Origin of the sequence: Kitasatospora fiedleri, assembly GCF_948472415.1 — a bacterium.
In the GTDB taxonomy this organism is placed as follows: domain Bacteria; phylum Actinomycetota; class Actinomycetes; order Streptomycetales; family Streptomycetaceae; genus Kitasatospora; species Kitasatospora fiedleri.
In genome coordinates, this window is the sequence record NZ_OX419519.1 from 6340200 (window position 1) to 6365235 (window position 25036).

The 25036-nt window shown below is 75.8% G+C and carries 25 protein-coding genes and 1 pseudogene; 19 read left to right on the forward strand and 7 right to left on the reverse strand.

What is annotated here, in order from left to right; translation table 11 throughout:
- The first annotated feature begins 126 nt into the window (after positions 1-126).
- Both QMQ26_RS28555 and QMQ26_RS28560 read left to right on the forward strand, forming a co-directional pair.
- On the forward strand, positions 127-1062 hold the full coding sequence (locus QMQ26_RS28555) for a polysaccharide deacetylase family protein (RefSeq protein ID WP_282203214.1): 936 nt from the start codon (positions 127-129) through the stop codon (positions 1060-1062).
- Between the two features lie 100 nt (positions 1063-1162).
- The gene (locus tag QMQ26_RS28560) at positions 1163-2194 is read left to right on the forward strand and encodes a GNAT family N-acetyltransferase (RefSeq protein ID WP_282203215.1); all 1032 of its coding nucleotides are present in this window, start codon (positions 1163-1165) and stop codon (positions 2192-2194) included.
- 7 nt (positions 2195-2201) lie between these two features.
- On the opposite strand, the gene QMQ26_RS28565 is transcribed toward QMQ26_RS28560, so the two are convergent.
- Positions 2202-2615 carry a YchJ family protein gene (locus QMQ26_RS28565; RefSeq protein ID WP_100840622.1) on the reverse strand — a complete coding sequence of 138 codons (414 nt, stop codon included), beginning with the start codon at positions 2613-2615 and terminating at the stop codon, positions 2202-2204.
- Positions 2616-2805: 190 nt separating this feature from the next.
- On the opposite strand from QMQ26_RS28565, the gene QMQ26_RS28570 reads away from it, so the two are divergent.
- Entirely contained in the window at positions 2806-3351 is a 546-nt protein-coding gene (locus QMQ26_RS28570; protein WP_282203216.1) for a histidine kinase, read from the forward strand.
- A gap of 174 nt (positions 3352-3525) precedes the next feature.
- The gene (locus QMQ26_RS28575; RefSeq protein WP_282203217.1) at positions 3526-4674 is read left to right on the forward strand and encodes a ParB N-terminal domain-containing protein; all 1149 of its coding nucleotides are present in this window, start codon (positions 3526-3528) and stop codon (positions 4672-4674) included.
- A 27-nt stretch (positions 4675-4701) separates the two neighbouring features.
- On the opposite strand, the gene QMQ26_RS28580 is transcribed toward QMQ26_RS28575, so the two are convergent.
- The gene (locus tag QMQ26_RS28580; protein WP_282203218.1) at positions 4702-5094 is read right to left on the reverse strand and encodes an RNA-binding S4 domain-containing protein; all 393 of its coding nucleotides are present in this window, start codon (positions 5092-5094) and stop codon (positions 4702-4704) included.
- A 111-nt stretch (positions 5095-5205) separates the two neighbouring features.
- Between QMQ26_RS28580 and QMQ26_RS28585 the strand changes: the two genes are divergently transcribed.
- The 3 genes from QMQ26_RS28585 (at position 5206) to QMQ26_RS28595 (ending at position 7893) form a co-directional block, all read left to right on the forward strand.
- The gene (locus tag QMQ26_RS28585) at positions 5206-5466 is read left to right on the forward strand and encodes a hypothetical protein (RefSeq protein ID WP_100839727.1); all 261 of its coding nucleotides are present in this window, start codon (positions 5206-5208) and stop codon (positions 5464-5466) included.
- Positions 5467-5573: 107 nt separating this feature from the next.
- Positions 5574-5792, forward strand: coding sequence for a hypothetical protein (locus tag QMQ26_RS28590; RefSeq protein WP_100839726.1), 219 nt, complete (start codon positions 5574-5576; stop codon positions 5790-5792).
- Between the two features lie 97 nt (positions 5793-5889).
- Positions 5890-7893 (forward strand): oxidoreductase, encoded by a 2004-nt coding sequence (locus QMQ26_RS28595; protein ID WP_282203219.1) that lies wholly within the window; start codon positions 5890-5892, stop codon positions 7891-7893.
- Between the two features lie 87 nt (positions 7894-7980).
- On the opposite strand, the gene QMQ26_RS28600 is transcribed toward QMQ26_RS28595, so the two are convergent.
- Complete coding sequence (locus QMQ26_RS28600; RefSeq protein ID WP_282203220.1) at positions 7981-8856, reverse strand: S1 family peptidase; 876 nt, start codon at positions 8854-8856, stop codon at positions 7981-7983.
- Between the two features lie 284 nt (positions 8857-9140).
- Between QMQ26_RS28600 and QMQ26_RS28605 the strand changes: the two genes are divergently transcribed.
- Positions 9141-9803, forward strand: a complete 663-nt coding sequence (locus QMQ26_RS28605; RefSeq protein WP_404813978.1) for a PadR family transcriptional regulator — start codon at positions 9141-9143, stop codon at positions 9801-9803.
- Here QMQ26_RS28605 and QMQ26_RS28610 read toward each other — a convergent pair.
- A complete protein-coding gene (locus QMQ26_RS28610) occupies positions 9796-10452 on the reverse strand; it encodes a TNT domain-containing protein (RefSeq protein WP_282203221.1) in 657 nt (218 codons plus the stop codon). The genes QMQ26_RS28605 and QMQ26_RS28610 overlap by 8 nt on opposite strands.
- 248 nt (positions 10453-10700) lie before the next feature.
- Between QMQ26_RS28610 and QMQ26_RS28615 the strand changes: the two genes are divergently transcribed.
- From QMQ26_RS28615 to QMQ26_RS28630, 4 genes are all read left to right on the forward strand, one after another.
- Positions 10701-11789 (forward strand): LLM class flavin-dependent oxidoreductase, encoded by a 1089-nt coding sequence (locus QMQ26_RS28615; protein WP_100839722.1) that lies wholly within the window; start codon positions 10701-10703, stop codon positions 11787-11789.
- Positions 11786-12418, forward strand: coding sequence for an FMN reductase (locus QMQ26_RS28620; RefSeq protein WP_282203222.1), 633 nt, complete (start codon positions 11786-11788; stop codon positions 12416-12418). Before QMQ26_RS28615 ends, QMQ26_RS28620 begins: the two co-directional genes overlap by 4 nt.
- Before the next feature lie 18 nt (positions 12419-12436).
- Positions 12437-12748 carry a GNAT family N-acetyltransferase gene (locus QMQ26_RS28625; protein ID WP_100839720.1) on the forward strand — a complete coding sequence of 104 codons (312 nt, stop codon included), beginning with the start codon at positions 12437-12439 and terminating at the stop codon, positions 12746-12748.
- A gap of 135 nt (positions 12749-12883) precedes the next feature.
- Positions 12884-13696: a DUF1028 domain-containing protein gene (locus QMQ26_RS28630; protein ID WP_282203223.1), complete on the forward strand. Its 813-nt coding sequence runs from the start codon at positions 12884-12886 to the stop codon at positions 13694-13696.
- Between the two features lie 8 nt (positions 13697-13704).
- Here the strand turns inward: QMQ26_RS28630 and QMQ26_RS28635 are convergent, their stop codons facing one another.
- On the reverse strand, positions 13705-14856 hold the full coding sequence (locus QMQ26_RS28635) for a trans-sulfuration enzyme family protein (protein WP_282203224.1): 1152 nt from the start codon (positions 14854-14856) through the stop codon (positions 13705-13707).
- A gap of 111 nt (positions 14857-14967) precedes the next feature.
- Between QMQ26_RS28635 and QMQ26_RS28640 the strand changes: the two genes are divergently transcribed.
- Together QMQ26_RS28640 and QMQ26_RS28645 are read left to right on the forward strand one after the other, a co-directional pair.
- A complete protein-coding gene (locus QMQ26_RS28640; RefSeq protein ID WP_233533582.1) occupies positions 14968-15450 on the forward strand; it encodes an Lrp/AsnC family transcriptional regulator in 483 nt (160 codons plus the stop codon).
- A 310-nt stretch (positions 15451-15760) separates the two neighbouring features.
- Complete coding sequence (locus QMQ26_RS28645; RefSeq protein ID WP_100839716.1) at positions 15761-16198, forward strand: ATP-binding protein; 438 nt, start codon at positions 15761-15763, stop codon at positions 16196-16198.
- Between the two features lie 212 nt (positions 16199-16410).
- Here QMQ26_RS28645 and QMQ26_RS28650 read toward each other — a convergent pair whose 3' ends face one another.
- A complete protein-coding gene (locus QMQ26_RS28650) occupies positions 16411-17574 on the reverse strand; it encodes an alpha-hydroxy-acid oxidizing protein (RefSeq protein WP_282203225.1) in 1164 nt (387 codons plus the stop codon).
- 158 nt (positions 17575-17732) lie between these two features.
- Here QMQ26_RS28650 and QMQ26_RS28655 point away from each other — a divergent pair, with 158 nt between their 5' ends.
- Both QMQ26_RS28655 and QMQ26_RS28660 read left to right on the forward strand, forming a co-directional pair.
- Complete coding sequence (locus tag QMQ26_RS28655) at positions 17733-18653, forward strand: helix-turn-helix domain-containing protein (RefSeq protein ID WP_282203226.1); 921 nt, start codon at positions 17733-17735, stop codon at positions 18651-18653.
- A 172-nt stretch (positions 18654-18825) separates the two neighbouring features.
- Positions 18826-20550 (forward strand): serine/threonine-protein kinase, encoded by a 1725-nt coding sequence (locus QMQ26_RS28660; protein ID WP_282203227.1) that lies wholly within the window; start codon positions 18826-18828, stop codon positions 20548-20550.
- A gap of 24 nt (positions 20551-20574) precedes the next feature.
- Here the strand turns inward: QMQ26_RS28660 and QMQ26_RS28665 are convergent, their stop codons facing one another.
- Positions 20575-21522, reverse strand: a complete 948-nt coding sequence (locus QMQ26_RS28665; RefSeq protein WP_282203228.1) for a GlxA family transcriptional regulator — start codon at positions 21520-21522, stop codon at positions 20575-20577.
- A 202-nt stretch (positions 21523-21724) separates the two neighbouring features.
- Between QMQ26_RS28665 and QMQ26_RS28670 the strand changes: the two genes are divergently transcribed.
- The 3 genes and pseudogenes from QMQ26_RS28670 (at position 21725) to QMQ26_RS38420 (ending at position 24964) form a co-directional block, all read left to right on the forward strand.
- Complete coding sequence (locus QMQ26_RS28670; RefSeq protein ID WP_282203229.1) at positions 21725-22642, forward strand: NAD-dependent epimerase/dehydratase family protein; 918 nt, start codon at positions 21725-21727, stop codon at positions 22640-22642.
- A 350-nt stretch (positions 22643-22992) separates the two neighbouring features.
- A pseudogene (locus QMQ26_RS28675) lies at positions 22993-24662 on the forward strand (MDR family MFS transporter).
- A complete protein-coding gene (locus tag QMQ26_RS38420) occupies positions 24611-24964 on the forward strand; it encodes a hypothetical protein (RefSeq protein WP_404813979.1) in 354 nt (117 codons plus the stop codon). Before QMQ26_RS28675 ends, QMQ26_RS38420 begins: the two are co-directional and overlap by 52 nt.
- The last annotated feature ends 72 nt before the right edge of the window (positions 24965-25036 follow it).

The window sequence follows — 25036 nt, forward strand, 5'->3', positions numbered from 1 at the left end:
TTGGGACAGGCATTACCCGTTCATGGGATTCTGATGACCTTCGACTCCGGCGGGCCGGCGGACCGACGGGCCGACCGCCCGCGGCACCCGCACGCGCCACCGTGACCACCGTGAGGGGAGACGGCCATGCCGACGACGGACCGTACCACCGGGCGGCGGCGGAACATCGACGCCCTGCTGCGGCGCTCCCCGCTGCAACCGGTCTTCCGGGCCCGCGCCGCCCGCCGCCTCGCCGTGCTCGCCTACCACGGCGTCGACGACCCGGCGGCGTTCCGCGCCCAGATGGAACGCCTGGCCCGCACCGCCCGCCCGGTCGGCCCCGACGAGGTCGCCCGGGCCGCCGAGCACCGCCGCCCGCTGCCCGCCCGCAGCGTGCTGGTCACCTTCGACGACGGCGACCGCACCGTGCTCACCGAGGCGCTGCCGGTGCTGGCCCGGCTCGGCATCCCCGCCGCCGCCTACGTGATCACCGACCTGATCGGCACCGACCAGCCGTACTGGTGGACCGAGGCCGCCCACCTGGTCCGGCACGGCGCCCGCGCCGAACCGCTGCACGGCCTCGGCCCGACCGCCGCCGTCCGCCGCCTCAAGGACCTGGCCGACCCCGAACGGCGGCGCGCGCTGGTCGAGTTGCGCGCCACCGCCACCCGGCAGGCGCCCCGGCAGCGGCAGTTGAGCCGCGCCGACCTGCACACCCTGGCCGACGCCGGGGTGGCGATCGGCAGCCACACCGCCTCCCACCCCTGCCTGGACCGCTGCGCCGACGCCGACGTCGACGCCCAACTCCTGGGCGCGCACGAGCGGCTGACCCGGTGGATGGGCCGACCGCCGACCACCTTCGCCTACCCGAACGGCAACTACGACCCGCGCGCCGACCGGGTCCTTCGCACCCTCGGCTACCGCACCGGATTCCTCTTCGACCACCGGCACGCCGAACTCGCCCCGGCCCACCGGCTGCGGATCAGCCGCCTGCGGGTCAACTCGCACACCGGCCGGGACCGCTTCGACACCATCCTGTCCGGACTGCACCCGGCCGTGCACCGGCTGCGCGGCGGCAGGTGAACTCCCTTTCGGACACCGAGGGTTGACAGCGGCCGGGGCCGGGGCGGACGGTGCGGGGCGGAAGGGGCGGGACGTGGCGGGCGGGAGAGGGGGCGGGGCGGTGCCGGAGATCCACCGGACGCCCGAACTGGGCGGGGAACTCGTGCACGACTGGCGGGAGTTGGTCGCCGCAGACCCGGACGGCTCGTGGTTCGCCGGGCCGGACTGGGTGCTCGCCTGGTGGCGCACGCTGGGGGCCGGGCAGCCCGGGGAGGTCGCGGTGTGGCGGGGCCCGGACGGGCGGGCCGAGGCGGTGCTGCCGCTCGGCGCCGCCCGGCTGCGGGTGCACCGGCGGGCACCGGTCGAGGTGCCGGTGCTCACCCTGCTCGGCGCCGGGCCCGGCGCCGCCGACCACTGCGGGCCCACCGCCCGCCCGCACCGGCGGGCCGAGGTGGCCGCCTGGCTGGCCGACCGGGCCCGGCGCGAGACGCTCTGGCTGCCGAACCTGGACCCCGCGCACACCGGCCTGCCGCCCGCCGGTGCCCGCCCGGTGGCCCGGACCGCCTGCCCGCGCGCCGACCTCGCCGCCGGGCCCGACCGGCTCGGCTCCCGGGACTTCCGGGCCGCCAACCGGCGCGCCCACCGGCGGCTCGCCGCGGCCGGAGTCGACTTCCACTGGCTGCCGCCCACCGCCGCCCGGCCCGACCTGCTGGACGAACTGCTGCGCCTGCACCGGCTGCGCCGGGCGGCCGCCGCGGGCGGGGCCAGCAGCTTCGGGGCCGACCGGCTGCCGCTGCACCGGCTGCTGGTGCAGGGCTCCGCCCCCGGGTGCGGCCCGGCCTTCCAGCTCGCCCGGCGCGGGGACGAGGTGGTGGGCGTGCTGTACGGCTTCCGCTGGGCCGACCGGTTCGCCTACTACCAGACCGGCTGGGACCCGCGCTTCGCCGCCGACTCGCTGGGCACCGCGCTGGTCGACGCGGCGATCCGCAACTGCGCGGCCGAGGGCGTGCGCACCTTCGACTTCCTGCGCGGCGCCGAACCGTACAAGTACCGCTTCGGCGCCGTCGACCGCACGGACACCGGCTGGCTGCGCCCGCGCGGCCCGGGCGGGGCGCTGCTCGGCCTCAAGCACCGCCTGGCAAACGGAAGTTGACGGGACGTCAGGTCGTGGTGTCGCCGTCCAGGTAGACCCACTCGCCCCGGTGGCGGACGAAGCGGCTGCGCTCGTGCAGCGCGCCGGGGCGGCCGCCCTCCAGGTAGTGGGCGCGGAACTCGACGGTGCCCTCGGTGTGGAACGGGCCGCCCTCGCCGGCGCCGAGGATCTCCAGCCGCTCCCAGCGCAGCGCGGGGTCGAAGTCCACCGCGGCGGGCCGGGTGTCCGGGTGCCAGGAGCGCAGCAGGTACGGCTCGTCGTGGACCGCGAAGGCGCTGAACCGGGAGCGCATCAGCTGCTCGGCGCTGCCCGCGGCGGCCTCGCCGCGGTGCAGCCGGCCGCAGCAGTCGGCGTACCGGGCGGGCAGGCCGCACGGGCAGTCGGCGGGAGCGGCGGGGGCGGGGGTGCGTCGGCGGGCCATGGGGTCCATTATCGCCGCTCCGCCCGGGGGCCCGGCGGTGCGGCCGCCGCCGTCCGGCCGCCGCCCCGGGCCCGCTCCCGGCGGCGCGGCGCGGGCATGGGTCCGGGCGGCGCGGGCAGGATGGGCCCGTGCTGTGTCCGGCGCGGCGCGCCGGGGCGGGACGACTGTCGGCAAGGCGAAGGGAACCGCGATGAGCGACCACCACGACCACCACCACAACGTGCTGCTGCTCGGCTTCGAGGACCGGGCGCGGTGCCGCCTGGCCTACGAGGACGCGATGCACCTGCCCGGGGCCCGGCAGGTCGCGGTGCTGGAGCGCGACGCGGAGGGCATCCTCGACGTCCCGGAGAGCCACATCCGCGGCGCGGGCGTCCCCACCGTCGGCTCCGGCCTGGTCGGCGGCCTGGTCGGGCTGCTCGGCGGCCCGATCGGCGTGCTGCTGGGCTTCGCCGCGGGCGCGGCGATCGGCAACGCCGCCGAGCAGGCCGAGATCACCGACGGCGGCGCGGGCCTGATCGTGCTCTCCTCACGGGTCGACAACGGCCGCGCCCTGCTGGTGGTCGACCTGGTCGAGGACGAGACCGGGCCCGCCGACGCGCTGGCCGCGAAGTATGGGGCCACGGTGGAGCGGATCTCCGCCGAACGGTTCGCCGAGCAGGTGCAGGCCGCCAAGGACCAGGCCGACGAGGACCTCGCCGAGGACGCCGAAGACGCCGCGGACGCCGACCGGGGCTGAGCCCCGGACCGGCCCGGGCCGAGCGGCGGGCCGGTCCCGGCCGCACCGGGCCGGCCCCGCCGCCGCGGTGGGCGCGCGGAGCGGCGCGCCGGGAGCCGGCCCCCACCGCGACCGTCGTGCGCGCGGCAACTTTTCCGGGCCGCCGCGCGTCCTTGCCGTGAGGGGGTGGCCGGGATGGGCTCGGGCGCGAAGGTGCTGTGGAGAAGCTACTGGCCGCTGGCCGTGTTACCGCTGGCGGCCGGACTGCTCGACGGGGCGCTGTGGTGGGAGGGGCAGGCGTGGAGCCTGTCGGACTGGGCCGCCAACTTCGGGTTGGGCGCAGTGACCACCATGGTCGTGGGAATGCTGCTCGCGCGCAGGCAGGGGGAGATCCAGGAGGCGCTCGCGGACCTACAGTTGACGGAGAAGGTCGCGATCCTGACCGCCAGCGTGCCGATGCTGCGCGCGGGCAGCCTGCCGGGCCCGACGTACCGGTCGCTGTACGACTGCCGGGCTGCCATGGCGCTGCTGCCGCTCGCCAGCCCGGCGATGCAGGAGGAGTACCTGGAGACGGTCCTCGTGGTGCTCAGGACCGTTCGGGCGGGCTGGGAGTCGTCGCTGCGTTCCTACGCCGCGTGGACCGACCAGGACTGGGCCGACCTCGCCGACGTGGTCCGCCGGCTGAGGGAGACGACGGCGCACAACGCCCGGCGCTCGCCCGTGCTGGCCGCGCACTGGTCGTCCGCCATCGATCCCGAAACCCGCGAGCTGCACGGATTCACCTCCGGGCACGTCCCCTTCGACCTGTTCCGGAAGCACTTCACCGCGGGGCCGGACCGCATCCGCACGTGGCTCAGGTGGGAGGCCCTGGCGGAACTCGCGGCCCGCGGCGACGGCTCGGTCCGGGTCCGGAAGGCCGTCACCCACGTCCCGCCCTACGGAACCGACGCGCTGGACCGCTTCTACGCTCCCTGGTACCGCGACTCGCACGGCCCGGCCGCGTACGACAGTCGGGACGCCGTGCCGGTGCGCCTCACCGAGGCCGCGGCGGACTCCTCGGCCGTCCCGCCCGAGACGTGGAAGCGCATCCTGGTGCTCCGTGACCAGTACGCGCGCTCGGCGAACGGCCCGGGCATCTCCCTGGTGTTCGCCAGCTACTCGCTCGGGGACGGCAGCTACCTCGTCCTGGACGGGAACCACCGCCTGAGCGCCCTGGTCCAGCTCGTGGCGCAGGGCTGCCCGGTCACCCTGACCGAATTCCAGCTCACCGCCCCGCTCGACCCCGCGCTGCTGCCGGACCTCGCCCGCTTCCCCGGCACCCTGCGGTCCGACGCCCCGGGCTGAGGAGTCCGCGCGGGCCGCGGTGCGTCCTCAGAAGTACGGCCGGTAGCCGTCCTTGAGCCGGTCGAGGTCGCGCCGCTCGCGCTTGGTCGGCCGCCCGGCGCCCCGGTCGCGCTGGGCGACGGCGGCCGGGCGCTCGGTGCGCGGCGGCGGCGGGGGGCTGTGGTCGACGTAGCAGGTCTCGGCGACGGGCGCGCCGACCCGCTTGGCGATCGGGCGCACCACCTGGACGACCCGCTCCCGGCCCTCGATCCGGACCCGGACGTCGTCACCCGCCTTGACGTGCTGCGCGGGCTTCGCGGTGGCCCCGTTCAGCTTGACGTGCCCGGCCCGGCAGGCCGCGCCCGCCGCCGAGCGGGTCTTGATCAGCCGGACCGCCCAGATCCAGCTGTCGATCCGCGCGCTCGTCTCGTCCGCACTCATGCCACGACTCTAACGCCGGGCCCGGCCCGGGCGGTCCGGACCCGGGGACGGGCGCCGGGCTGACGCCGGGTCAGGCCGTTTCGCCCGGCGGCCCGGGGGCAGCCGGGGGCCATGGACACCACTGAGCGCACCGAAGAGCCGATCGAGACCCAGGGCGGCGAGGACCACCTCCTGCTCAGCGCCGACACCAACGGTGACGGCAGGCCCGACGTCTGGCTGACCGACACCACCGGCGACGGCAAGGCCGACCTCTACCAGTTCGACACCACCGGGGACGGGGAGGTCGACGTGACCATAGTGGAGCGGTCCGAGGAGCCCGGCGCCGACCGGGTCGTGGTGGGGGGCGACGCGGGCCACCCCCGGCACGGGTGACCCGCCCGGGCAGCCGCGTGACACCGACACCGACACCGTCCGCGGGGCGCGGCCGCCGGGCCGCCGCCCCGCGGACCCGTGCCGCACGTCGAACCCGAGGAGGGGTGATGGCCTCGTACCAGGTCCGGCTCACGGCCGTGACGGCCGGCATGTCGGCGTTCTGCGCCGCGTTCGCCGCGGTCCACCACTTCTGGCTCGCGGGGCTCGGCCCCGGGCGGGCCTGGATCGCCTGGGCGGCCGTGGTGGCCGCCGCGGCGGGTTTCCTCGCGCTGGCCGTCCCCGCCGTCCGGTGGGCGGAGGGCACCCGGCGGGGGCGGCGGCGGTGACGGGGGAGCCGCCGGTCCGCCCGCGTTTGTGCAACTAGTTGCATAGCTGGTCCACCGCGCCCTACCGTTGGGTAACAAATCCTGACCGGAGGCGTCGATGACTGCTGCGTACCCCCACCTGCTGGCCCCGCTCGACCTGGGCTTCACCACCCTGCCGAACCGGGTGGTGATGGGCTCCATGCACGTCGGGCTGGAGGAGGCCGAGGACGGCTTCGCGCGGATGGCGGCCTTCTACGCGGAGCGCGCCCGCGGCGGCGTCGGCCTGATCGTCACCGGTGGCATCGCCCCCAACGAGGCCGGCCGGCCCTGGTCGGGCGGCGCCAAGCTCACCACCGCCGCCGAGGCCGCCGAGCACCGGGCGATCACCGACGCCGTGCACGCCGCGGGCGGGAAGATCGCGCTGCAGATCCTGCACTTCGGCCGGTACGCCTACCACGAGGACCTGGTCGCCCCGTCCGCCCTCCAGGCCCCGATCAGCCCGTACGTCCCGCACGAGCTGACCGCGGAGCAGATCGAGCGGACCGTCGAGGACTTCGCGCGCTGCGCCGAACTCGCCCGCTCCGCCGGGTACGACGGCGTGGAGGTGATGGGCTCCGAGGGCTACCTGATCAACGAGTTCGTCGCCGCCCAGACCAACCACCGCACCGACGACTGGGGCGGCTCCTACGAGAACCGGATGCGCTTCCCGGTCGAGATCGTCCGCCGGGTGCGCGAGCGGGTCGGGCCGGACTTCATCCTGATCTACCGGCTCTCCATGCTCGACCTCGTCCCCGGCGGGTCCACCTTCGACGAGGTGGTCCGGCTGGCCCGGGAGGTCGAGGCGGCCGGGGCCACCCTGATCAACACCGGCATCGGCTGGCACGAGGCCCGCATCCCCACCATCGCCACCTCGGTGCCGCGCGGCGCCTACGCCTGGGTGACGAAGAAGCTGATGGGGAAGGTCGGCATCCCGCTGGTCACCACCAACCGGATCAACACCCCCGAGGTCGCCGAGCACCTGCTCGCCACCGGCCACGCCGACCTGGTCTCGCTGGCCCGGCCGATGCTCGCCGACCCCGCCTTCGTCAACAAGGCCGCCGCCGGCGCCCCCGAGGCGATCAACACCTGCATCGGCTGCAACCAGGCGTGCCTGGACCACACCTTCAGCGCGAAGATCACCTCCTGCCTGGTCAACCCGCGCGCCTGCCACGAGACCGAACTCGTCCTCGCCCCCACCCGCCGGGCCAAGCGGATCGCCGTGGTCGGCGCCGGACCGGCCGGCCTCGCCTTCGCCACCTCCGCCGCCGACCGCGGCCACCACGTCACCCTGTTCGACGCCGCCGACGCGATCGGCGGACAGCTGAACGTCGCCCGGCGGGTGCCCGGCAAGCAGGAGTTCGACGAGACGCTGCGCTACTACCGGCACGAACTCGCCCGCACCGGCGTCGAGTTGCGCCTCGGGACGGTCGCCGACGCGGACACCCTGACCGGCTGGGACGAGGTGGTGCTGGCCACCGGCGTCAGCCCGCGCGTCCCGGAGATCGACGGCGTCGACCACCCCAGCGTGCTCGGCTACCTGGACGTGCTGCGCGACGGCGCGAAGGTCGGCGACCGGGTCGCGGTGATCGGCGCGGGCGGCATCGGCTTCGACGTCGCCGAGTACCTCACCGACCCGGGCAGCGGCGCCGACTTCCTCGCCCAGTGGGGCGTCGACCGCGAGCACACCGCCCCCGGCGGCCTGGCCGCCCCCGTCCGGGCCGCGAGCCCGCGCAGCGTCTTCCTGCTCCAGCGCAAGAGCGGCAAGGTCGGTGCCGGGCTCGGCAAGACCACCGGCTGGATCCACCGCACCGAACTGCGCCACCGCGGCGTGGTGATGGTCCCCGGCGTCGAGTACCGCCGGATCGACGACGCGGGCCTGCACGTCACCGTGGGCGGCGAGGAGCAGGTCCTGCCGGTCGACACCGTGGTGCTGTGCGCGGGCCAGGAGCCCCGCCGCGAGCTGCTCGACGCGCTGCGCGGGCGCGGCGTCGAACCGCACCTGATCGGCGGCGCCGACGTGGCCGCCGAACTCGACGCCAAGCGCGCCATCGACCAGGGCACCCGGCTGGCCGCCGCGCTCTGAGCGCGCGCCGACGCCCACCGGGGCCGGGGCTCCGGTGGGCGTCGGGCGGGCGTCGGGCGGGTCCGGTGGGGCGGCCCCGCGCCGGGATCAGTAGAGCGAGACCCCGTACGCCGACAGCGCCTCGGTGACGGGCTGGAAGAACGTGGTGCCGCCGGAGGTGCAGTCGCCGCTGCCGCCGGAGGTCAGGCCCAGCGCCTTGGTGCCGTCGTACAGCGGGCCGCCGGAGTCGCCGCCCTCGGCGCACACGGTGGTCTGGATCAGGCCGCTGACGGTGCCGCCGTCGGAGTAGCGGACGGTGGCGTTCAGGGCGGTGACCTTGCCGCTGTGGGTGCCGGTGGTCGAGCCGGTGCGCTTGACGGACTCCCCGACGACGGCGTTGGCGGCGGTGAAGCCGCCCGGGTGGCTGAGCGAGGTGTTGGTGTAGCGGACCAGGGCGTAGTCGTTGCCCGGGAAGCTGGAGCCGGAGGTGGTGCCGGCCACCGTGCTCTGGCCGGAGTTGGTGTACCAGGTGCTGGCGATGTTGCCGCAGTGCCCGGCGGTGAGGAAGTAGTACGTGCTGCCCTTGACCACGTTGAAGCCCAGCGAGCAGCGGTAGCCGCCGCCGTAGATCGCGGCGCCCGCGGACAGTTTGGGGCTGAAGGTGCCGGAGGTGCGCTCGACCTTGAGGCGGGCGGCGTCCGCCCCGGCGGCCGCGGTGAGCCGGGCCAGCGCGGCCGGGGTGACGGTGCTGTCGGCGGTCACCACGATCCGTCCGGTGGCGGTGTCGGTGTGCCAGGCGATGCCGCTGACGCCGCTGAGCTCGACCGAGTCGCTGACCCGGGCCAGCGTCGCGGCGTCCGGCGCCGGGGTGGCGGCCCCGGCGGCGGGCACCGCGAGGGCGGTCGCCGCCGCGAGGGCGGCGGCCACGGCGAGCAGGCGGCCGCCGGTGCGGCGCGGGCGGGAGGTGGTGCGCGTGGTCCTCACAGATCTCCTCCTGGGGGAGTGGGAGAGGCCCTGGGGTAGGGGCCGTGAGGCGCGGGCAGGAGCGGTCGGGACCGGCCTCATGGGCCGGTTTTTGATGTGCTCCTGACAGGCGCTATCCGGGAGTATGCGGACCGGCGGCGGGGCTGCGCAAGACCCCGCAAGAGTTTTCCCGCCCGGAGACCCGGCGTCAACGCCCCTGCGGCGGGCCGCACTTGGCGTCCCGTCACCGCGCGCCGCCCGGCCCGCGCGGCGGTCCGGACCGGCCCCACCCGTACGATCGCCGCATGTCACTGCCGCACGCGATCCTCACCGCCCTGCTGGAGAAGCCGTCCTCGGGGCTGGAGCTGACCCGGCGGTTCGACCGGTCGATCGGGTTCTTCTGGTCGGCCACCCACCAGCAGATCTACCGCGAACTGGGGCGGCTGGAGCGCGAGGGGCTGGTGCGGGCGTCCGGGCCGGCGGCCGGGCGGGGGCAGCGCAAGGAGTACGAGGTGCTGCCGGAGGGGCGGGCGGAACTGGCCCGGTGGACCGCCCTGGCGCAGGACCCGAAGCCGGTCCGCGACCCGCTGCTGCTGCGGCTGCGGGCGGCCGCCGTGCTCGGGACGGGCGGGCTGGAGGCGGAGCTGGCCCGGCACCGCGAGCTGCACCGGGCGCAGTTGGCGGAGTACCTGGAGATCGAGCGGCGGGACTTCCCGCCGGAGCGGGCCGAGACGGAGAACCGCCCGCAGCACCTGGTGCTGCGGGCGGGCATCCAACTGGAGTCGTTCTGGTTGGCCTGGCTGGACGAGGCGCTGGCCGGCCGGGCCGGGGGCGGTGCGGGCCTGTCCGGGGAGGGCGTCGGCCCGGGCGGGAGCGGTGTCGGTTCGGGCGGGAGCGGGGCGGTGCGGGCCGGGGGCGGCGGTGCGGGCCCGGGCGGTGTCGGCCCGGCCGGGGGCGGCGTCAGATGATCCGATCGAGGTAGCCGTTGGCGACCAGCCAGGCCACGTTCAGCCGGCTCGGGGCGCCCGGCACCAGGGCGCCGTCCAACTGGTACTGGAGGCCCAGGCCGGGCTGGCCGAACCAGGGCGCGATCGGGCCGGAGTGCACCTCGAACGGCTTGAGCACCCGGTAGTCGTGGTAGTTGCACCCGGCCGCCGGGCTGCCGTCCAGGCTGGACGGCGGGATCGAGCGGTTGGCGTACGGCAGGCCCTCGGGGGCGAGGAACGCGCCGTACTCGCTGCCGTAGCGGTCGACGGCCTGGCCGGGCCGCAGGGTGGTCTCGCCCTCGATCGGGGTGCCGTCGGGCAGCAGCAGGTAGCCGTCGGAGGGCGGGTACTTCCAGCTGCCCGCCGCGCTGTCGTAGTAGGTGCTCAGGAACTGCTGCTCGCCGAGCAGCCCGGTGCGCAGGTAGCCGAACAGCTGGCGGCCGACCGGCCCGGCGTCGGGCAGCCGGTCGGGGCCGAGGCGGGCGTCGTCGTGCCGGAAGGCGGCGGAGCACTCGGTGCCGAGGCCGAGGCCGATCCGCACCTCGACGGGGGCGGCGGACGCGCCGGGCGCGGCGGTGGCGAACAGGGCGACGGCGGCGACGAGCGGGGCGAGGAACTGGCGCAGGCGCACGGACACTCCGGGGCGGTCGGGCGGGACGCGGGAGGGCTCCGGCGCGGCGGGGTGACCGTCCGCTTCCGGTGCCGCACCTCAGGTAAGCGGACCGGACGTCGGCCGGTCAACTCTGCGTGCCCGTACGATCGCTGAGAGTGTCGGCGATTCGGTCAACCCCGGGAGCGCCGTGGCGGGAATAGGTCGGGGTGGCGTCCCGTTGTCGCGAGTGGTTGAATGTTGAATCAACCTCGAAGGAGTTGAGAACGGTGCAGTTCGGCATCTTCAGCGTCGGCGACGTGACCACCGACCCCACCACCGGGCGGACCCCCACCGAGCACGAGCGGATCAAGGCCATGGTGGCCATCGCGCTCAAGGCCGAGGAGGTCGGGCTCGACGTGTTCGCCACCGGCGAGCACCACAACCCGCCGTTCGTCCCGTCCTCGCCGACCACCATGCTCGGCTACGTCGCGGCCCGGACCGAGAAGCTGATCCTCTCCACCTCCACCACGCTGATCACCACCAACGACCCGGTGAAGATCGCCGAGGACTTCGCGATGCTCCAGCACCTCGCCGAGGGCCGGGTCGACGTGATGATGGGCCGCGGCAACACCGGCCCGGTCTACCCGTGGTTCGGCAAGGACATCCGCCAGGGCATCCCGCTCGCGGTCGAGAACTACGCGCTGCTGCACCAGCTCTGGCGCGAGGAGAACGTCGACTGGCAGGGCCGCTTCCGCACCCCGCTGCAGTCCTTCACCTCCACCCCGCGCCCGCTCGACGACACCCCGCCGTTCGTCTGGCACGGCTCCATCCGCAGCCCCGAGATCGCCGAACAGGCCGCCTACTACGGCGACGGCTTCTTCGCCAACAACATCTTCTGGCCCAAGGAGCACTTCCAGCGCCTGATCGAGCTCTACCGGGAGCGCTACGCCCACTACGGCCACGGCACCCCCGAGCAGGCGATCGTCGGCCTCGGCGGGCAGGTCTTCATGCGCGCCAACTCCCAGGACGCGGTCCGCGAGTTCCGCCCCTACTTCGACAACGCCCCGGTCTACGGCCACGGCCCCTCGCTGGAGGAGTTCACCGAGCAGACCCCGCTCACCGTCGGCAGCCCGCAGGAGGTCATCGAGAAGACGCTCGCCTTCCGCGAGACCTTCGGCGACTACCAGCGCCAGCTCTTCCTGATGGACCACGCCGGGCTCCCGCTCAAGACCGTCCTGGAACAGCTCGACCTGCTCGGCGAGGAGGTCGTCCCGGTGCTGCGCAAGGAGTTCGCGGCCGGCCGCCCCGCGCAGGTGCCCGACGGCCCCACCCACGCCGCGCGGGTCGCCGCCCGCGAGGAGGTGACCACCCCGTGAACGCCCTCGACCTCGTCGTGGTGACGGCCGGCCTGAGCGTCCCGTCCTCCACCCGGCTGCTCGCCGACCGCCTCGCCGAGGCCACCGCCCGCGACCTGCGCGCGGCCGGCCGGGCGGTCGACGTCCGGGTGGTCGAACTGCGCGGACTCGCCCGGGACATCGCCGACAACCTGGTCACCGGCTTCCCGCCGCCCGCGCTGCGCGACGCCGTGCGGGCGGTCGAGGAGGCGGACGGGCTGATCGCCGTCACGCCGATCTTCTCCGCCTCCTACAGCGGGCTGTTCAAGTCCTTCGTGGACGTGCTCGACCGGGACGCGCTGACCGGCAAGCCCGTGCTGATCGCCGCCACCGGCGGCACCGCCCGGCACAGCCTCGCCCTCGAACACGCCCTGCGCCCGCTGTTCTCCTACCTGCGCGCCGCCGTCGTCCCCACCGCGGTCTTCGCCGCCTCCGAGGACTGGGGCGCCGACGGCACCGACGGCGGCGACGGCTCGCTCGCCGGACGGATCGCCCGGGCGGCCGGCGAACTCACCGAGAGCCTCGCCGGCCGGCCCGCCACCCCCCACGCCCGGCCGACCGAGCAGGTCGTCCCCTTCGCCCAGCAACTCGCGGCGCTGCGCGCCCACTGACCCGAGGAGCAGACACCGATGGAACCCCAGATCCGCGACAACGCCGAGCAGTCCCGCTTCGAGATCAGCACCGACGCCGGCCCCGCCGGCTTCGCCGAGTACCAACTCCGCGACGAGGGGCGGACGTTCGCCTTCGTCCACACCGTCATCGACCCCGCCTTCGAGGGCCAGGGCCTGGGCGGCAAACTGGCCCGCGCCGCCCTGGACACCGTCCGCGACCGCGGCGCGAACGTCCTGCCGTACTGCCCGTTCATCCGCGGCTGGATCGCCAAGCACCCGGAGTACGTGACGCTGGTGCCGGAGGAGAAGCGCGCCACGTTCGACCTCTGAGCGCGGGGGGCTGCCGCGCCGGACGGCGGAACCGGGGGTGCGGGGAACCGCGCCCCTGTCGCGCGTTGTGCCGGGGTTTGCCGGGGGGTCGCCGGGCGTGGACGAACCGCCCGGGGAGGGCTATCGTCGCCGGTCGTGACCTTTTCCATCGTGGCCCGGCAGGGCAGTGCGCTCGGTGTGGCAGTGGCGAGCAAGTTCCTCTCGGTGGGGGCGTTGGTGCCCGCGGCCGAGGCGGGGGTCGGGGCGTTGGCGACGCAGGCGTGGGCCAATCTGGCGTACCGGCCGCAGGGGATGGCGATGCTGCGCAGCGGGGCCTCGCCGGCGGAGGCGGTGGCGGCGCTGCTGGCGGCCGACGAGCGGCGCGCGCACCGGCAGTTGGGCGTGGTCGGGGCGGACGGGCGGGCGGAGACGTACACGGGGGAGGAGTGCCTGCCCTGGGCGGGGGGCCTGGCCGGGGACGGGTACGCGGTGCAGGGGAACATCCTGACCGGGCCCGAGGTGGTGCGGGAGATGCGGTCGGCCTGGCTGGCCTCCGCCGAACTGCCGTTCGCCGGACGGCTGGTGGCCGCCCTCGCGGCCGGGGACGCGGCGGGCGGGGACGCCCGCGGGCGGCAGGGCGCCGCGCTGTACGTGGTGGACCCGGGGAAGGGCGTCGGCGGGTGGGGCGACCTCGCGTACGACCTGCGGGTGGACGACCACCCGGACCCGGTGGGCGAGTTGGGGCGTCTGCTGGCCGTCCACGAGGTGCTGCACGGGGTGTCCGACCCGGCCGAGCTGCTCCCGCTGGAGGGTGAACTGGCCGAGGAGGTGCGGCGGTTGCTGGGCGGGCTCGGGTACGACTCGCTGGACCGCTGGGCCGGGGTGGAGAACCTGGAGGGCCGCCTCGCCGAGGGCCGGATAGACCCGCTGGTGCTCGACCACCTGCGGGCGGCCTCCGGGGTGCGGTGACGGCCCGCTCAGCGCAGCAGTGCCTTGGCCAGGTCGGCGATCAGGTCGTCCGGGTCCTCCAGGCCGACGGAGAGCCGCAGGACGGCCCCGGCGGGCTTGTGCGCGGCGGCCACCGGGCGGTGGGTGAGCGAGGCGGGGTGCTGGATCAGGGTGTCGACGCCGCCGAGCGAGACCGCGTGGGTGATCAGTTCGCAGCGCTCGGCGATCGCCGCGGCGTGCGCCGAGCCGCCGACCGCCTCGAAGGCCAGGGTGCTTCCGCCGCCGCGGAGTTGGCGTCCGAGCAGCGGCGAGCCGGAGCGGCCGGGGTAGTGCACGGCGGCGACCTCGGGCTGTTCGGCCAGCCAGTCGGCGATCCGGGCGGCGGAGGCGGAGGCGGCGCGCACCCGCAGCGGCAGGGTCTGCAGGCCGCGGTGCAGCAGGTACCCGGCCAGCGGGTGCAGGACGGCGCCGGTGACGGCCCGGACCCGGCGCAGCCGCTCCGCCCACGCGGCGGTGCAGGCCACCGCCCCGGCCAGCACGTCGCCGTGGCCGCCGATCGACTTGGTCGCCGAGTGCAGCACCAGGGTGGCGCCGAACGCGGCGGGGTTCTGCAGGACCGGGGTGGCGAAGGTGTTGTCGACCAGCAGCGGGACGCCGCCGCAGCGCTCGGCGGTCACGGCCAGGTCGAGCAGGTCCAGGGTGGGGTTGCCGGGGGTCTCGACCAGGACGAGCCCGGTGTCGGGGCGCAGCGCGGCGGCCAGCGTGTCGGGGGCGGCCCAGGTCACCTCGGTGCCGAGCAGGCCGGAGTCCAGCAGGTGGTCGGAGCCGCCGTACAGCGGGCGCAGCGCGACCACGTGCCGGCGGCCCTCCGCGGCGGCGGCGAGCAGGCAGGCGGAGAGCGCGGCCATGCCGGAGGAGAAGGCCACCGCCTCGGCGCAGCCCTCCAGTTCGGCCAGCGCCTGTTCGAAGCGGGCGACGGTGGGGTTCCACAGCCGCTGGTAGACCAGGCCGCCCTCGGCGGGCGGGCGTCCGCCGGTGGCCAGCGCCTGGTAGGCGTCGCCGCCGGTGGTGAGGTCCGGTACGGGGTAGGTGGTGGACAGGTCGAGCGGGGGGACGTGCGTGCCGAGTCCGGCGAGGTCGTCGCGGCCGGCGTGCACGGCTCGGGTGTCGAGTCGGCTCATGGCGCTCGATGGTGAACGGGTGGGCGTCGAATGGCCAGAGTGACGGCAGATGATTCGGCGGGGACGGCGGCACCCTTGCGGATGTTCGGCGCGGGCCGCCACGCTGGTGGCGTGCCGAACATTCCACGGGCCCGCGCGGCGGAGCTCGACGAGGTCGACCGCGCGATCGTGCGGGCGCTGCTGGCCGACGCCCGCACGCCCAACAACGCGCTGGCCGAGCAGGTCGGGGTGGCCCCGTCCACCTGCCTGGCGCGGGTGCGGGCGCTGCGCGGGCGCGGGGTGATCGCCGGGTACCACGCGGAGGTGGACCTGCCGGCGGTCGGGCTGCCGCTCCAGGCGATGATCTCGGTGCGGCTGCGGGCGCACACCCGGGAGCAGAACGGCAGCTTCCGGGCCGCCGCGCCCGGGCTGCCGGGCGTGCTGGCGGTGTTCCACATGGCGGGCAGCGACGACTACCTGCTGCACGTGGCGGTGGCCGACCCGGAGGCGCTGCGCTGCTTCGTGGTCGACCACCTGACCACCCACCCGGCGGTCGCGCAGACCCGCACCAACCTGGTCTTCGAACGCATCCCCGGGGCCGGATCGCCGATCTGACGACCCGTCACCCCGCCTGCGGCCGCATCCGTCCGGCACCCGCGGGTGCGGCGTTGCCCCCCGGCGGACCGGGGCCGAGCGGTTCCGGCAGGTCGGCGGACCCGATCCCCGGGATGCGCGGGGTGGTGGCGAGTTGTGGCCACTGTCCAGCATCCGCCGCCGCAGTCGGGCCCGTTCGGCCTTACCGTACTGAGTATCGGTGATCTGTCCGGTTCGCTCGGACGGGGCAGGGCTGCCGAGCCCCGACGCGGCCGGACGACGGCGCCCTTCCGCTCCCACCCCGGTCGCCCCCGTTGCGAAGGGACCGACCATGGCCGTCGCGGACCCACCCCAGAGCGTGCGCTACTGCCTGAGCCTGGCGACCGTGCCCGCGTCCGTACCCGAGGCGCGCCGGGGGGCGCGCGCCGAACTGGCCGCCCGCGGGATCGGCCCGGACGATCCGCTGACCGACACCGTGCTACTGGTGGTCAGCGAACTGGTCACCAACGCGGTCCGCCACGCCGCCCCGCGCTCGCCCCGCACCATGCTCCAACTCGACTTCGGCGCGGGCGAACTGGCGATCCGGGTGCACGACCGGCACCCGCACTGCCCGCAGCGCCCCGAAGTCCCGCACCAGGACGGCAGCGGCGGCTGGGGCCTGGGTCTGGTGCACGAGCTGGCCGCGCTGGCCGGCGGGGTGACGGAGACCGTCGCCGATCCGGACGGTGGCGGCAAGACCATGGTGGTGCGCCTGCCGGTCGAGCCCTGAGCGCGCCGGGGGCGGGCGGGCGCCGAGCCGGGCAGGTACGGGCGCCGAGCCGGGCGGGCGCGCGGGGGAGAGGTCTGGCGCGGGGCCGGCGCCGCGTCCCGGCGGACGCCGGTTGGGAAGACGATCGTCGGACGACCCCGCGGCTCCACTCTGCTGCATGCCAACTGTTATTGCAAGTAAGTCGCAATAAGCCGGAGCGCCGGACCCGGCGCTCAGCAGCGCCGCAGCGCGCCCGGCGCGCGCAGACTCTCCAGCGACGGGTAGCCGTCCACCGCCATCAGCAGGTCCGCCTCCGCCAGCAGCGAGCGCAGCACGTGCACCGCGCCCGCCTCCCCGCCCAGCGCCAGCCCGTACACGTACGGCCGCCCCACGCCCACCGCCGTCGCGCCCAGCGCCAGCGCCTTGACCACGTCCGCGCCGCTGCGCACGCCCGAGTCGAACAGCACCGGCCGGCCGTCCGCCGCCTCGACCACCTCGGCCAGCGACTCCAGCGCGGGCAGCCCGCCGTTCGCCTGCCGGCCCCCGTGGTTCGAGCAGTAGACCCCGTCCACGCCCGCGTCCACGGCCCGGCGCACGTCCTCCGGGTGGCACAGGCCCTTCAGCACGAGCGGCAGCCCGGTCAGCGAACGCAGCCACGGCAGGTCGTCCCAGGTCAGCGGGTTGCCGAAGACCTGCACCCAGTCCATCACCGCGCCCCGCGGGTCCCCGTCCGGGTCCTGGAGCCGGGCCCGGAACACCGGGTCCGAGGTGTAGTTCGCCAGGCAGTGCCCGCGCAGCTGCGGGAAGCTCCCGCTGCCCAGGTCGCGCGGCCGCCAGCCGGTCACCCAGGTGTCCAGGGTGACCACCAGCGCCTTGAACCCGGCCGCCTCCGCCCGGTGCACCAGCGACTCGGCCAGCGCCCGGTCGGTCGGCGTGTACAGCTGGAAGAAGCCCGGGGTGTCGCCCAGCTCCGCCGCCACCGCCTCCATCGGGTCCACCGAGAGCGTCGAGGCCACCATCGGCACCCCCGTGCGGGCCGCCGCCCGGGCCGTCGCCACGTCCCCGTGCCCGTCCGGCGCGCACAGCCCCACCACCCCCACCGGCGCCAGGAACAGCGGCGAGGCCAGCTCCAGCCCGAACAGGTCCACCCGCAGGTCCCGCTCCTTGGCGCCCACCAGCATCCGCGGCACCAGCCCCCACCGCTCGAACGCCGCGGCGTTCGCCCGCTGGGTGTGCTCGTCGCCCGCCCCGCCCGCGACGTACGACCACAGCTCCGGCGCGAGCGCCGCCCGGGCCCGCTCGGACAGGCCCGCGTACGTCATCGGGTACGTCGGGGCGACGCCGAACAGCGCCTCGAAGTAGATCTCGTTCTGGTAGTCGCCGAACTGGGGGGCCATCCGCGCTCCTCGGGGTGGGTGGGGGGAGGCCCCACGTTCCACCGGCCGCCGGGCGGTGGTCAAGGGCCGCGCCACCGGGCCCCCGGCCCCGCGCCCGGCCCTTCCGCCCTCCCGGTGGAAGATCGACCGGAGGTAGCCTGGCAGCGGATGTGGTGACCATGCGAGCGAACCAACCCCAGACGTCCGGGACGGCGATCCCCGAGGTCCCGTTCACCGCGCCACCCGGCGGACCGGCCGGCGTCGAGGTCATGACGCTCGCCGACCTGCGCGCCCGCCGGGCCACCGCCACCGACGGGGACTTCCACCGCCCGCAGCGCCCCGCCTTCCACCACCTGCTCACCCTGGAACGCGGCCGGCTGCGCCACACCGTCGACTTCACCGCGCACACCGTCGAACCCGGCAGCTGGCTCTGGGTCCGGCCCGGCCAGGTCCAGCAGTGGGGCGAACTCGGCGACGCGGACGGCACCCTGGTGCTCTTCGAACCAGGCTTCCCCGACCCGGCGACCGTCGCCGCCGCCCGGCTCGACGACCCCTTCGCCGCCGCCGTCCTGCACACCGACGGCACCGACCGGGAGGCCCTGCTCCACGCGGTGCGCCACCTGCACCGCGAGTACGCCTCCGGCGCGGACCTGCCCGCCGAGGTCCGCCACGCCCTGCTGCGCCACCTGCTGGCCGCGCTGCTGCTGCGGCTGGCCCACCCCGCCGTGCCGTGCGGCAGCGCCGCGAACGAACCCGGCGAGACCTACCGGCGCTTCCGGCAGGCCGTCGAGCACCACTTCACCCGCACCCGCCGGGTCGAGGACTACGCGCGGCTGCTCGGCTACTCCCCGCGCACCCTCTCCCGGGCCACCCTGGCCGCCGCGGGCGTCGGCGCCAAGGAGTTCGTCGACCGCCGGGCCGTCTTGGAGGCCAAGCGCCTGCTCGCCCACAGCGACAGCTCCGCCGCTCGGATCGCCGACCACCTGGGCTTCGCCGACGCCGCCAACTTCGCCAAGTTCTTCCACCAGCGCACCGGCACCACCCCCACCGCCTTCCGCGCCGCCGTCCGCGGCAACGCGACCGGCGCTGACCGGCGCTGACCGGCCCCCGTGTCCGCGGTGCGTCACCGTCAGGTTCCGATCCGGTCTGGAAAAGGGCCGGGCGGTGTCGTCGGGAGGGGGCGGACCTCTAGGGTGCCCGGTGAAGGTCCTGTGATCGGTCGCGGGGGCTTCTCCTGACAGCAGCGCGGAACCAGCCTAGGAGCACGGAACGTTGGAGACTCTCGGGGCGGGCGATCCGCACACGGTCGGCCCGTACCGGCTGCTCGGGCGGCTGGGGGCCGGCGGCATGGGCGAGGTGTTCCTCGGGCGGACGGCGGGCGGCCGGACGGTGGCGGTGAAGACGGTCCGCCAGGAGTTCGCCGGGGACCGGGAGTTCCGGCAGCGCTTCCGGCAGGAGGTGGCCGCGGCCCGGCGGGTCGGCGGCCGGTGGACCGCGCCGGTGCTGGACGCCGACACCGAGGGACCGCAGCCGTGGGTGGCCACCGGCTACGTCGCCGGGCCCTCGCTGTCGGACGCGGTGCGGCAGTTCGGGCCGCTGCCGCCGGTCACCGTGCGGGCGCTGGGCACCGGCCTGGCCGACGCCCTGGCGGCCGTGCACGAGCTGGGGCTGCTCCACCGGGACGTCAAGCCGTCGAACGTGCTGCTGGCGCTGGACGGGCCGCGGCTGATCGACTTCGGCATCTCCCGGGCGCTGGACGCGACCTCCGCCCTGACCAGGTCCGGCTACGTGGTCGGCTCGCCCGGGTTCATGTCGCCCGAGCAGGCCCGGGGCCGACCGTCCGGACCGGCCGGCGACGTGTTCGGGCTCGGCGCGGTGCTCGCCTTCGCCGCCACCGGGCGGGCCCCGTTCGGCGAGCAGGACAGCGCCGCCGGACTGCTCTACCGGATCGTCCACGAGGAGCCGGAACTCGACGGCCTGGACGGCGAGTTGCTCGAACTGGTGCGCAACTGCCTGGACAAGGACCCGGAGCGCCGGCCGACCCCGGCCGCCATCCGGGAGCGGCTGGTCCGCAGCGCCGCGGGCCAGACCGGGCTCGGGGACCGGGGCTGGCTGCCCGGCGCGGTCTCCGAGGAGGTGGCGCGGATGGCCGTCGCCCTGCTCGACCTGGAGTCGCGGCCGCTGCCCCCGCCCACCGTCCTGGCCGCGCCGCCGACGCCCGCCGCGCCGCCGACCGCCCCGTACCAGGCGGCCACCGCCCCGTACCCGGCGTCCCCGGGCTTCGGCCCGCCCCCGCCGGGCTACCCGGCCGCCGCGTCCACCCCGCCCGGCCAGTACCCGTACCCCCAGCCGCACACGCCCGCGCCGTACCCCGCCCCGCAGCCGCCGGCCAAGCGCCGGGTGGCGCCGCTGGTCGCCACCGGTGTCGTCGCGGCGGTGCTGGCGGGCCTGGGCGTGTGGGCCGCGACGGGCGGGACGGGCGGGACGGACGACGTCGCGGACGGCCCGTCCGGCAGCCCGGCGGTCACCAGCAGCCGGAGCGCCCGGCCGACCGGGACGGTCACCCCGGCCGGGCACGACAGCAAGAAGGCCGAGCCCGCGCCCTCGCCCTCCCCGTCGGCGTCCCCCTCGCCCTCTCCCTCCGACGACGGGGACGCCGTCGCGGACGCGTTCCTGGGCATCTTCGAGGGGCCGATCAGCGCGTCCGGGAACGGGCCGCGGCTCGTCATCCGGATCACCGTCCACCAGGGTGCGGTCGGTGACACGATCGCCTTCGTGGAGAGCGACGGCGGCCTGGGCACCAATCAGGTCGTGTGCACCAACGAGGCGGCCCTGGTCTCCGCGACCAAGACCCGCCTGGTGGCCCGCTCGCTGCCCGAGACGGTCAGCGCCGGCTGCACCCCGCTCGCCGGCGACGGCGTCCTCACCCCGAACAAGGACGGCTCGCTGCACTTCGTCCAGCAGGGCTTCACCGGGGACCTGGCGCGCCACTCCTGACACCGGCGCACCGTGGCGCCGCGGTCACCCGCGCCGGGTGAACGCGGCGCGGTAGGCGGTCGGGGTGAGGCCGGTGCGGCGGGCCAGGTGGTGGCGCAGCGAGTCGGCGGTGGCCAGGCCGCTGAGCTCGGCGACCCGCGGGACGGGCAGGTCGGTGGTCTCCAGCAGCTCCCGGGCGCGGTCGACCCGCTGGTGCAGGAGCCACTGGAGCGGCGTCAGGCCGGTCTCGGCCTCGAAGCGGCGGGTCAGGGTCCGGACGCTGACCTTCGCGTGCGCCGCGAGGGCGGGGCGGCCGAGCGGCTCGTGCAGGCGTTCCAGCGCCCAGGCGCGGGTCGGGGCGAGCGAGGCGCCGGCCCGGTCCGGCGGCAGCGGCGACCGGATGAACTGGGCCTGCCCGCCCGGCCGGACGGGTGCGGCGACGATCAGCCGGGCGGCGGCGTTCGCGGCGGCGGTGCCGTGGTCCAGCCGGATCAGGTGCAGGCACAGGTCGATGCCGGCGGACAGCCCGGCCGAGGTCAGCACGGTGCCGTCCTCGACGAACAGCACGTCCGGGCGGAGCGTCACCGCCGGGTAGCGGCGGGCGAACTCCGCCGACCGGGCCCAGAAGGTGGTGGCGGTGCGGCCGTCCAGCAGCCCGGCCTCGGCGAGGACGAACGCGCCGGTGCAGATCGAGGCGATCCGCGCGCCGTTCGCGTGCGCCCGGCGCAGTGCGGCCAGCACCGCGGGGTCGACGTCGTCGCGGGCGCCCGTGCCGGTGACCAGCACGGTGTCGGCGTCGTCGACGGCCTCCAGCCCGTGCGGGACGGCCACCTGCAGGCTGCCGCCGGAGGCGACCGGCCCCGGCGCGCTGCCGCAGACCCGCACCCGGTAGGCGCGGTGGCCGTCGACCCGGGCCTCGCCGAGGACCAGGTCGGGGATCGACAGGTCGAAGGCGGTGACGGGCGGGACGGCGATGACGGCGACGCGGTGCATGACCCGGACCTCCGGAGGCGCTGGTGTGCGGGCCGCCAGGCTACGGGCCGCCGGGAGCGGCCCCGGGCGGGGGAGCGGCGGGTGGCCCGAACTTCCGCACGGACGGCATCCGGGCCACTGCCCGGCGCCCGGCCCGGGGAGCAGGCTGGCGGGACCGGGGCGCGCAAGGCCCCGGCGTTCCCGGAGCGAGAGAAGAGCACGCATGTCCTCCCTGTACGTCGTCGTGGGCGCCGGAGCGACCGGAGCCGCCACCGCGCTGCTGCTGGCCCGGGCCGGTGAGCGGGTCCGGCTGGTGACCCGCCGGGGCGCGGGCCCGGTCCACCCGCGGATCGAGCGGATCGCCGCCGACGCCACCGACCCGGTCCGGCTGGCCGGACTCGCCTCCGGCGCCGCCGCGCTGGTGAACTGCGCGATGCCCCCGTACCACCGCTGGCCGGAGGAGTTCCCGGCGCTGGCCGCCGGGCTGCTGGGCGCGGCGGAGCGGACCGGCGCCGGGTACGTGATGCTGGGCAACGTCTACGGCTACGGGCCGGTGGACGGCCCGGTCACCGAGGACCTGCCGCTGCGGCCGAGCAGCGTCAAGGGCGAGGTGCGGGCCCGGATCTGGGCGGACGCGCTGGCCGCCCACCGGGCGGGCCGGGTCCGGGCGACGGAGGTGCGGGCCGGGGACTTCCTCGGCGCGGGCGCCGTCTCGCCGTTCACCCTGCTGGTGGCCGCGCCGGTGCTGGCGGGCCGGCCGGCCGCCTACCCCGGCGACCCCGACGCCCCGCACAGCTGGACGTACACCGGGGACGCCGCCCGCACCCTGGTCGCCGCCGCCCGCGACGAGCGCTCCTGGGGCCGGGCCTGGCACGTGCCGTCCGCCTCGCACGCCCCGGCCCGCGAACTCGCCGTCCGGCTGGCCCGGTTGGCGGGCGCGCCCGCCCCGCGGCTGGACCGGATGAGCACCGAGGTGCTCGCCGGGGCCGCCCGCGCGGACGTGGTGATGGCCGAGGTCCCGGAGATGCTCTACCTGTACGACCGCCCGGCCCTGATCGACTCCACCGCCACCGAGACCGCCCTCGGCCTCCCGCCCGCCACCCCGCTGGACACCGCCCTCACCGAGACGGCGGCCCGCTGACCGCCGCCGCGCCCGGCCCCGCCGCCCGGCTCGGACGGTCGTCCGGGCGGGGGAGGTGACCAGGGCGGCCGGCCGGGCGAGGGCGAGGGCGAGGGCGAGGGCGAGGGGCGAGGGCGAGGACGGGGTGCCGGTCGTCGTCGGGCGGTCCGTGGCCCTCGCGCGCGGCGGCCCCGGGCCCTTGTCGCACCACCGGCCGATCGTGCGGCGCAGTGGCGGGGTGTCGGACCGGACAGAACGGGACGAAGTGTGACGATGCGAGGGTGACCACCTCCAGCCAAGTCAGCCAGGCAGCCCCGCCCGTCCTCGACCGGCGGCAGCGGAACGTCGTGTTCGGCACCATCGTGCTCGGCATGCTGCTGGCCGCCCTCGACCAGACCATCGTCGGCACCGCGCTGCCCACCATCGTGGCCGACCTCGGCGGCGCCGCCCACATGTCCTGGGTGGTGACCTCCTACCTGCTCGCGGAGACCGTCACCACGGCGCTGGTCGGCAAGATGGGCGACCTGTTCGGCCGCAAGATCGTCTTCCAGGTCTCCACGATCGTCTTCATCATCGGCTCGTTCCTGTGCGGTCTGTCCACGAACATGCTGCTGCTGATCGTCTGGCGGGCGGTCCAGGGCGTCGGCGCCGGCGGCCTGATGGTCACCTCGATGGCGCTCATCGCCGACGTCATCCCGCTGCGCGAGCGCGGCAAGTACCAGGGCGCGATCGGCGCGGTGTTCGGCGTGGCCACGGTCATCGGCCCGCTGCTCGGCGGCCTGTTCACCGACCACCTGTCCTGGCGCTGGGCGTTCTACGTGAACGTGCCGATCGCGATCGTGGTGGTGATCGCCGCCGCCCGGAACATCCCGTGGTCAAGTCCGCCGTCCGCCCGGTCATCGACTACCTGGGCATCGCGCTGGTCGCGATCGGCGCCAGCGCCCTGATCCTGGCCACCAGTTGGGGCGGCAACGAGTACGCCTGGGGCTCGGCCACGATCATCGGCCTGTTCGTGGCCGGGGTGGTCGCGCTCGCCCTGTTCTGCTGGGCCGAGACCAGGGCGGCCCAACCGACCCTGCCGATGCGGCTGTTCCGCAACCAGGTGTTCACGGTCTGCTCGATCCTCAGCTTCATCGTCGGCTTCGCCATGCTCGGCGCGCTGACCTTCCTGCCGACCTTCCTCCAGTACGTCGACGGCGACTCGGCGACCGTCTCCGGCGTGCGCACCCTGCCGATGGTGCTCGGCCTGCTGATCGCCTCGATCTTCTCCGGCAACGTGGTCTCCAAGACCGGCCAGTACCGGTTCTTCCCGATCGTCGGCTCGCTGGTGATGGCCGCCGGCCTGTACCTGCTCTCGCTGCTGGACGTCGGCACCAGCGCCTGGCTGGCCAGCCTCTACATGTTCGTGCTCGGCACCGGCATCGGCCTGTGCATGCAGGTGCTCACCATCGCCGTGCAGAACACCGTCGACTACGCGGACCTGGGCACCGCCACCTCGGGCGTCACCTTCTTCCGCACCCTGGGCTCCTCGTTCGGCACCGCCGTCTTCGGCACCATCTACGCCAACACGCTCAAGACCAACCTCGCCGACGGCGTCGCCGAGTCCGCCCGGGCCACCGGCGCCGACCCGCGGCTGCTCGGTGCCGCCGCGCAGAGCCCGCACGGCGTCCACGACCTGCCCCCGACCAGGCCGCGCCGATCATCCAGGCGTACGCCGACTCGCTGCACACCGTCTTCCTGTGGACCATCCCGGTCGCCCTGGTCGGCTTCGTGGTCGCGCTCTTCCTCAAGCAGGTCAAGCTCCGCGACTCCGCCCGGGCCAGCTCCTCCGACATGGGCGAGGGCTTCGCGCAGCCCTCCTCCGGCGACTCCGCCCGGCTGCTCGAACTCGCCGTCGCCAAACTCCTCGGCAGCGCCGGGCTGGACACCGCCCGGGAGGTCGTCCACGTCTCCGGCACCCGCCTCGACGTGGCCGGCGCCTGGGCCGTCATGCAGGTCGAACTGTTCACCCGCACCGTCGGCCACGCCAGCCTCAACCTGATCGCCGCCCGCCGCCGCATCCCCCCGGAGGTGCTCCAGCCGGTCTTCGACCGGATGGTCGCCGAGGGCTACCTGGAGGGCGACAGCGGCTTCTACCAGCACACCCCGGCCGGCGCGCAGGAGGCCGCGACCATCACCCGCACCTGGGCCGACTGGCTCAACCGCCGCCTGGAGGAGGACCGCGGCCGCCCGCGCAGCGCCGAACTGCGCGCCGCCGCCGACACCATCGCCAAGCGGATGATCGCCGAGGACCTCGCCGAGGGCATCCCGGTGGTCGGCAGCACCCTCGCCGGCCGCCGCTGACGGCCCGTTCACCGACCCCGGCCCGCCGCGCCGCGCCCGCCCCCGTCCGGCTCCGTCCCGCCCCGCCCCGTC